Annotated in this window: 1 protein-coding gene (only partly in view); it reads left to right on the forward strand. The window is 68.0% G+C overall.

Annotated features, from left to right (window positions below):
• Nucleotides 1–8,554, forward strand: the 3' portion of a protein-coding gene (locus F8M74_RS08020) for a non-ribosomal peptide synthetase (protein ID WP_141253009.1). 18,398 nt of this gene lie to the left of the window's left edge; 8,554 of the gene's 26,952 nt are visible here — the last part of the coding sequence; its start codon lies beyond the left edge, outside the window; it ends in the stop codon at nt 8,552–8,554.
• The last annotated feature ends 106 nt before the right edge of the window (nt 8,555–8,660 follow it).

Below are 8,660 nucleotides of genomic sequence, written 5' to 3' on the forward strand. Positions count from 1 at the left end.
CGGCGGCCATGCGAACTCGCTGACGTCTCCCAATCCAGCTTCGCAGGCGGAAGTCCTCATGGCGGCCTACCGGAAGGCCGGAGTCCCCATGAGCACGGTGGGCTTCATCGAGGCTCACGGCACGGGCACCGCGCTGGGCGACCCCGTGGAGGTCACGGCGTTGACGAGCGCGTACCAGACGCTCGCGAAGGCGGACGGGGACGCCGCCAGTGCGCAGCCTCGCTGTGGCATCGGGTCGGTGAAGACCAACATCGGACACCTTGAGCTGGCGGCCGGTATCGCCGGCGTCATCAAGGTGCTGCTTCAGATGAAGCACGCCACGCTGGTGAAGAGTCTGGGCTGCGAGACCTTGAATCCGCACATCCGGCTGGACGACACGCCGTTCTACGTCGTTCGGGAGATGGCGCCCTGGCAGCGCCTCACGGACCGGCGAGGAGCGGAACTGCCGCTGCGCGCGGGCGTGAGCTCGTTCGGCTTCGGTGGCGTCAATGCGCACGTGGTGCTCGAGGAGTACGTGGCACCGCGACGAGAGACGGCGAGCGCCCAGGCGGCGCCCGGTACGCCAGCCATCATCGTGCTGTCGGCGAAGACGGCCGAGCGCCTGAAGGTCCAGGCCCAGCAACTGCGCGACGCCCTCCGGCAAGGCCGGTATCAGGACGGGGAGCTGGCGCGCATCGCCTACACGTTGCAGGTGGGCCGGGACGAGATGAAGGAGCGGCTGGCATTCACCGCCGACTCCCTGGCCATGCTCGAGCGCAAGTTGACGGCGTTCGTCGAGGGAACCGAGCTCGAGTCGAGCCTCTACCGTGGTACCGCCGGAAGCCGTGGCGGCGCGACTGCCCCTGAGGAGCCGACGAGTGGGCTCGCCGAGCGGATTGCACGGGGGGAGAGCGGGCCCGTGCTGGAGTCGTGGGTTCGCGGCGGGAAGGTTCGCTGGCACGAACTCCATGCGGCTGGCCGCGCCCAGCGCATCCGCCTGCCTACGTATCCGTTCAGCAGAGAAAGACATTGGGTCTTGGACACGAAGACACCCGCGCAACCCCTCCGTGCCGGTCGCGTGGTGACACGCGCCACCGCGAACAGGAGGGCACCCATCGTGCTGCGAGACCCTAGCGACCTGGAGGCCGAGTTGATGGACGCTGCAACTCCGAAGCGCAATACCGTGGTCGAGCTACCCGAGCCGGAGCGTCCGGCGCCCGTCGCTCCTCCTGCAGCACCCCCGCCACCGAGCGCGGCTGCGTCGAGCAAGCTGCGCGAGGAGCTGGCGACCAGCCTCGCCCAGGCGCTCTACATCGACCGCGCGCAGGTCAATGCGGAGTCCACCTTCGTCGAACTCGGGCTGGATTCGATTGTCGGGGTGGAGTGGATCCACGCCATCAACAAGCAATACGGCCTGTCACTCCCGGTGACCAAGGTCTACGACCACCCGAACCTCTCACTGTTCGCGGACTACCTGGCCCGGCAGCTGGGGCAGGCCGCACCGCCTCCAGCGCAGCCGCCGCCACAGGTAGAGGCGAAGACGGTGCCGGTCGCGCCCGTCATTGTGAGTCCGCCACCCAGCGTGCAGGCCGCACCGGTGCCGGCGAGCGTGAAGAAGGAGGCCACGACGAGCGGCACCGTGCGAATCGCCGTCATCGGCATGTCGGGGCGCTACCCTGGTGCGGAGAACCTTCGGCAGTACTGGGACAACCTCCGGGACGGGGTCAGCGGAATCTCCGAGCTGCCGTACACCCGATGGGACGAGGCCACCGCGAAGCAGTTCCGGCAGGACCGGAACTATTGCCACCGGATGGGCGCGCTCTCGGACGTCGAGTCTTTTGACCCGCTCTTCTTCCGTATGTCGCCGGCCGAAGCCGAAGTGACGGACCCGCAGCACCGGCTGTTCTGGCAGGAAGGCTACCGGGCGTTCGAGGACGCGGGGTACGCCGGTGAGGCCCTGGATGGCCGCCGGTGTGGCGTCTACCTGGGCATCATGGGCAGTGAGTACGCCACGCTGTTGCAGCGGCGTGGGGCCCAGGCCATCAACACCACGGGCAACAGCTACGCCATCGCGGCGGCACGGCTGGCGTACCACCTCAACCTGAAGGGCCCGGCCATCGCCATCGACACGGCGTGTTCGTCGTCGCTGGTGGCCACGCACATGGCCTGTCAGGCGCTGACCAGCCGTGAAATCGACATGGCCCTGGTGGGCGGCGTCACGCTGTACCTGGCGCCCGAGTCATATCTGGCCATGTGCGACGCGGGCATGCTGTCGACGGGGGGCGCATGCCGGCCCTTCGACAATGGCGCGGACGGCTTCATCCCCGGCGAGGGCGTGGGTGCCATCGTCCTCAAGCGGCTGGAGGATGCCGAGCGTGACCGGGACGCCATCCTGGGCGTCATCATCGGCTCGGGCACGAACCAGGACGGCAAGACGAACGGCATCACCGCACCCAGCGCGGCCAGCCAGATGGAGCTGGAGCGCGAGGTCTACCGGCGGTTCGAGGTCGACCCAGCCACGATTGGCTACGTGGAGATGCACGGCACCGGCACCCGGCTCGGCGACCCGATTGAGCTGGAGGCCTTGTCGTCCGTCTTCAAGGAGCGCACGGACCGGACGCAGTTCTGCGCCATCGGCTCGGTCAAGAGCAGCATCGGGCATACCTCCGCGGCGGCGGGGGTGGCGAGCATCCACAAGGTGCTCCTCGCGATGCAGCATGGCTCGCTCGTTCCGTCCCTGAACTACTCCGAGCCGAACCAGCACTTCGACTTCCAGCGGTCACCGTTCTACGTCAACACCGAGCACAAGCCCTGGAAGCCGAACGGCGATGCGCTCCGCCGGGCCGCCATCAGCTCGTTTGGCTTCAGTGGAACGAACGCGCACCTGGTGCTCGAAGAGTATCCCGCGGCGCCCAGGCCGCCGACCGTGAGCGCGGTGGGGCCAGCGTCGGTGTTCGTGCTCTCGGCGAAGACGCCGGAGCAACTGGCCAGCTCCGCGGCCGAGCTTCGCCGATTCGTGCAGACGCTGGATGACGGCAAGCTGGCCCACCTGGCGTTCACACTGCAAGTCGGGCGCGCGGCCATGGAGCATCGGCTGGCCGTGGTGGCCGGTAGCGCTTCGGAGCTGAGTCGCTCGCTGGAGGGTTTCCTCCACGGTTCGCCGGGGAAGGATGTTCTCGTGGGCACCGCGCTCGGGGCTGGGCTGGCCAGCGGTCAGGCGCCGTCCACCGACGACCTCAACGTCCTCGTGGGTGTCTGGAGACAGAGTCACAGCTACGCGAAGATCGCGGCCGCCTGGGTCCAGGGCGCACGCGTGGACTGGGCCGCGCTCCACGGCGGACAGGGCCCTCGCAGAATCAGCGCGCCGACCTATCCGTTCGCCAAGGAGCGGTGCTGGCTGCCTGAGCATGCACCCGAGGCCGCGGCGCCCGTGGCGCATGCCATCACGGACGCTGGTCATCCGCTCGTCCAGCGGAATACATCGACACTGTCCGAGCTGCGGTTCACGTCCACGTTCACCGGAGATGAGCCGTTCCTGGCCGAGCATCGTGTCGCTGGCCGGAGGGTGATGCCGGCTGCCGCCCAGTTGGAGATGGCGCGGGCGGCGGTGGTGGCGTTGCTCGGTGCGGGTGAGCGGACGAAGCGCGTGCAGTTGGCGAACGTCGTCTGGCCGAGAGCCCTGGTGGTCGAGACGGGTGCCACCGACATCCACATCGGGCTCAAGCCGCAGCCCGACGGTGACCTGTCGTTCCGGATCTACAGTTCGCCAGAGGACGACAGCGGGACGGCCGTGCTGTTCTGCCAGGGAACGGCGCGACTGAAGACCGCCGACAGGCCCGGTGCGGCGGAGCGGTCGCGCGTCGAACGGAACACGCTGCTGCGTGAGTGTGGCGTCGACAGCCTGGATGGCGAGGCGTGCTACCGCCGTTTCCGCGCCGCGGGCCTGGAGCATGGTCCTTCGTTCCAAGCGCTGCGGCGGATTCACGTAGGCCGGGAGCAGGTGGTGGCGGACCTGTCCCTGCCGGCATCCCACGCCCGTGCGGCGGCGTCCTACGCGCTGCCTCCGGGCATCCTGGATTCGGCGTTGCAAGCCGTGGTCGGTCTGGCGCGCGGCAAGGACGACGCGCCAGCGGCCCTGCCGTTCGGTCTGGAGCGCCTGGACGTGTATCGGCCGTGTCCCTCCGAGGCCTGGGCGCACATCACGCGGCCAGCCGCGAGTGGACCGGACTCGGCCATGCCTTGCGTCGACATCGCCATCTACGATGCGCAGGGCACGCTGTGTGTCGAGCTCAAGGGCTTTGTCACGCGGACACCGGAGGCGTCCCGTGAGCCGGCTGAGCACGGCCGGGAAGTCCTGCTCATGACGCCCGCGTGGACCGTGTCTTCTCCGCGAGTGGATGGCACGAGTCCCGCGAAGCCCGGCCGCCACATCGTGTTCCTGTGCGAGACGGGCAGGGCACTGGAGGCGGCGCTGCGGCCTCACGCTGGGGATGCCGAACTCATCCGGTTGGAGTCCTCTCATGACCGGATGGGAGACCGCGTCCAGGAGTACGCGGGCCGGCTGCTCTCCACGTTCAAGCGCGTCTTGAAGTCCGGGCCGCAGGGGGACGTCCTCTGCCATCTGGTCATCCCAGCCAAGAGGGAGCAGCAGTTGCTCACCGCGCTCGACGGCCTGTTGAAGACCGCGCACGCCGAGGAGCCCAGATTGAAGACTCGGCTCATCGAGGTGCATGAGCCGGAGGGCGCTTCGCTGGCGTCGTTGCTGTTCGCCGCGACGCCGGGTGGACAGGCTCCGCTGCGGTACACACGCGGAGGCTGGCAGGAGCAGCGGTGGCAGGAAGTGGCACAGCGAGCGTCGAGCACTCCGCACAGCGAGTCCGTCTGGCGCCGGGGCGGCGTGTATCTCGTGACGGGCGGAGTGGGGGGGCTGGGGATGATCTTCGCCCAGGAGATTGCAGCCCGTGCGTCTGGTGCGACGCTGATTCTCTGTGGCCGCTCGTCTCCTCGTCAGATGGAGCCCCGGTTGGCGACGCTCCGTCGTTCCGGCGTCACTGTCGAATACCTGCGCGCCGACGTCAGCCAGTTGGACGAAGTCCGGCGGTTGATTGTTGGCATCCGTGAGAAGCACGGCGCGCTGACCGGCATCATCCACGCCGCGGGCATCCTTCGGGATGGCTTCATTCGCCACAAGAGCGACGCCGAACTGAGCGAGGTGATGGAGCCGAAGGTGCTCGGCGTGTCGAACCTTGACGAGGCGAGCAAGGACCTGCCGCTGGAGTTGTTCATCTCGTTCTCCTCCATCGCGGGGGCGCTGGGCGGCGTGGGGCAAGCGGATTACGCCACGGCCAATGCGTACCTCGATGCGTACGCGCACTACCGCGCAGGGCTGGTGGCGGCGGGGCAGCGGTCGGGCCGGACGTTGTCCATCAACTGGCCACTCTGGAGTGACGGTGGGATGAGCGTGGGCCCCGAGCTTCGGGAGCTGGCGGAGCAGCGCTCCGGGCTGGCGTCACTGCGCGCCAAGGAGGGAATGCAGGCGTTCTATCGCGCCTGGGAGACGGGGCAGCCACAGGTGCTGGTGCTGGTGGGAGAGCCGGCACGCTTGCGCGAGCATGTCGGGCAGGAGCGCGGCGTGAGCGACGCGGTGCCCGCCGCGCGTACGCCGGTGATGACGGGCCGCGCGGGTCAGGACGCCGTGAGCGACCACTTGAAGACGGTGTTCGGCCGGGTCCTGAAGGTTCCCCGGCAGCGCCTGCACGACGACGTGTCGCTGGGCAACTACGGCATCGACTCCATCAACATGCTGCAGGTCATCAGCGAGCTCGAACGCGACTTCGGGCCCCTGTCAAAGACGTTGCTGTTCGAGCATCGGACGCTTGGGGAGCTGACCGCACACCTGGCAGATGCTTTCGCTGACCGCCTGGCGGACATCTTCGGCCTTGCCCCATCGGTCGAACATCGAGAGGAGGCCACGCGTCCGGCCGAGCGTGAACCGGCGCCCCGGGTGAGTGACGGAGGCAGCCCCACGGACGTGGCCATCATCGGTCTTGCGGGCCGCTACCCGGGCGCGAGGGACCTCAACGCCTTCTGGCGGAACCTGCGTGAGGGCGTGGACAGCATCGGAGAGGTTCCGCAGGACCGCTGGGATCACAGCGCCATCTTCGACCCGGACAAGTCTCGGCCGGGAAAGACGTACAGCAAGTGGGGCGGCTTCATCGAAGGCGCGGCGGAGTTCGACCCCCGCTTCTTCAACATCCCTCCCAAGGAGGCCCACTTCATCGACCCGCAGGAGCGCCTCTTCCTGGAGTGCGCCTATGCCTGCTGTGAGGACGCGGGCTACACGCGGGATTCCCTGGCGAAGCTCGGCGGGGACCGTGCCGGCGGAAGCGTGGGCGTCTTCGTGGGCGTGATGTACCAGGAGTATCAGTTGTACGGGGCGCAGGAGACGATTCAGGGACGGCCCCTGTCGCTGCCGGGCAACTCGTCGTCCATCGCCAACCGGGTCTCCTACTGGTTCGACTTCCACGGGCCGAGCATGGCGGTGGACACGATGTGTTCCTCGTCGCTCACGGCGCTTCACCTGGCGATGCAGAGCCTCGCGAACGGAGACTGCGAGGCGGCCCTGGTGGGCGGGGTGAACCTGTCGGTGCATCCGAACAAGTACCTGGGTCTCAGCCAGGGGCGGTTCGTCTCCAGCAAGGGGCGCTGTGAGAGCTTCGGCGCTGGTGGTGATGGCTACGTGCCCGCGGAAGGTGTGGGCGCTGTCCTGCTCAAGCCGCTGGAGCGGGCGAAGGCGGATGGTGACCGCATCTACGGTGTCATCAAGGCCACGGCGGTCAATCACGGAGGCCGGACGGCGGGCTTCAGCGTGCCGAACCCGAACGCGCAGGCCCAGGTGATTGGACGCGCCCTTCGCCGCGCGGGTGTGGATGCTCGCACGGTGGGTTACGTGGAGGCGCACGGTACGGGCACGTCCCTGGGCGACCCGGTGGAGATCGCGGGCCTCCAGAAGGCGTTCTCCGAGTTCACCTCCGACAAGGCGTTCTGCGCCATTGGCTCGGTGAAGTCGAACATTGGCCACTGTGAGAGCGCTGCGGGCATTGCTGGGCTGACCAAGGTGCTGCTCCAGATGAAGCACCGCCAGCTGGTGCCGTCGCTCCACTCCCAGGTGCTCAACCCGCACATCGACTTCGATGGAACGGCCTTCGTCGTGCAACAGCGGCTGACGGAGTGGAAGAGCCCGGTGCAGGAGCACGAGGGCCGCCGCGTCACGCAGCCTCGGCGCGCCGCGCTGTCGTCGTTCGGCGCCGGGGGCGCGAACGCACACGTGGTGTTCGAGGAGTACGTAGAGGAGACGAATCCGAGGGCCACGGCTCGCGAAAGCCAGGCACCGGTGGTCATTCTCCTGTCCGCCACGCTGGAGGCCGGGCTCCAGGCTCGGGCCCGCCAGCTGCTGGACTGGGTGCGCGACCCCGAGCTGCGTCAGGGCTCGCTGGAGGACGTGGCCCATACGCTGCAGATCGGCCGCGAGCACATGGTCGAGCGGCTGGCCTTCGTCGTCAGCACGTTCGCGGAACTGGAGGCGGCCTTGGACGACTTCCTGGCGGCGGATGGCTCGCAGCCGAAGTCCAAGGGCAAGCGCGTGTGGCGCGGACGGGTCGAGCGGGTGTCGAATGGACTGACGGACGTCCTCGTTGACGAGGACATGCAGCAGACTGTCGACGCCTGGGTCGCCAAGCGGAAGTTCGACAAGCTGCTGGACCTCTGGACCGCCGGGGTATCCATAGACTGGAGCCGTCTCCATGGCGGCTCGAAGCCTAGGAAGGTGTCTCTGCCGACGTACCCGTTCGCCCGGGAGCGCTACTGGGTGCCGCGGTTCGACGAGCGTTCGACTCCGGAACCCAAGCATCAAGTGGAGCTCCCCCCGGTGCCGAGCTTCCCCCGCGAGATTCCCGCGCCGGTCCCGCCACGCGCTCGGATCAAGTTGGAGCCCGTGGGCCAGGTCTCCGTGGGGAACGGCGTCGAGGCGCGTCGCCTCCCGCCGATGCCCAAGGTCCTGACTCCGACGCGCTCGCCCGAGGACGCGCCTCCGGTGGTGGCGGAAGTCCGCGAGCCTGTGCGCGCGCCCGTGCAGCCTGTCTCGGAGCCACCGGTGCTCGCACCGAAGCGCCCGGCACCTGTTGCGCCTCGCACGCCCGCACCCGCTGGCGTCACGCTCGAACAGTTGCAAGCGGAGTTGACCGTCAGCCTGGCTCGCGCGCTTTTCCTGCAACCCTCCGAGGTGGACCTGGACGTCGGGTTCCGCCACATCGGGCTGGACTCCATCATCAGCGTGGAGTGGATCCAGTCCGTCAACAAGAGCTACGGCATCAACGTCGCGGCGACGCGGGTGTATGACTATCCGAACATCCGCGAGTTCTCGAAGTACCTGGGCAACGAGATTCAAAAAACGGTCAGCGCGGGCGCTCCGGCTCAGGGTGAGCCGCCTTCGTTAGATGAGCTGCTTCGCCAGGTGGAAGCCGGCGAGCTGGATCCCTCCGTCGCTCAGCAGTTCCTGACGAACAGCCAATCCTGACAACGTTCAAGCTGCCTCGGCTTCGCGGCAAGGCGGCTTGAATCGGGTCCTCTGATCGTGTCCGAACGCGCAAGTGATTGCTTGCGCGGATTGACGCTGCACGCAC

Source organism: Myxococcus sp. CA023 (assembly GCF_010998615.1).
Taxonomy (GTDB): Bacteria; Myxococcota; Myxococcia; order Myxococcales; family Myxococcaceae; genus Myxococcus.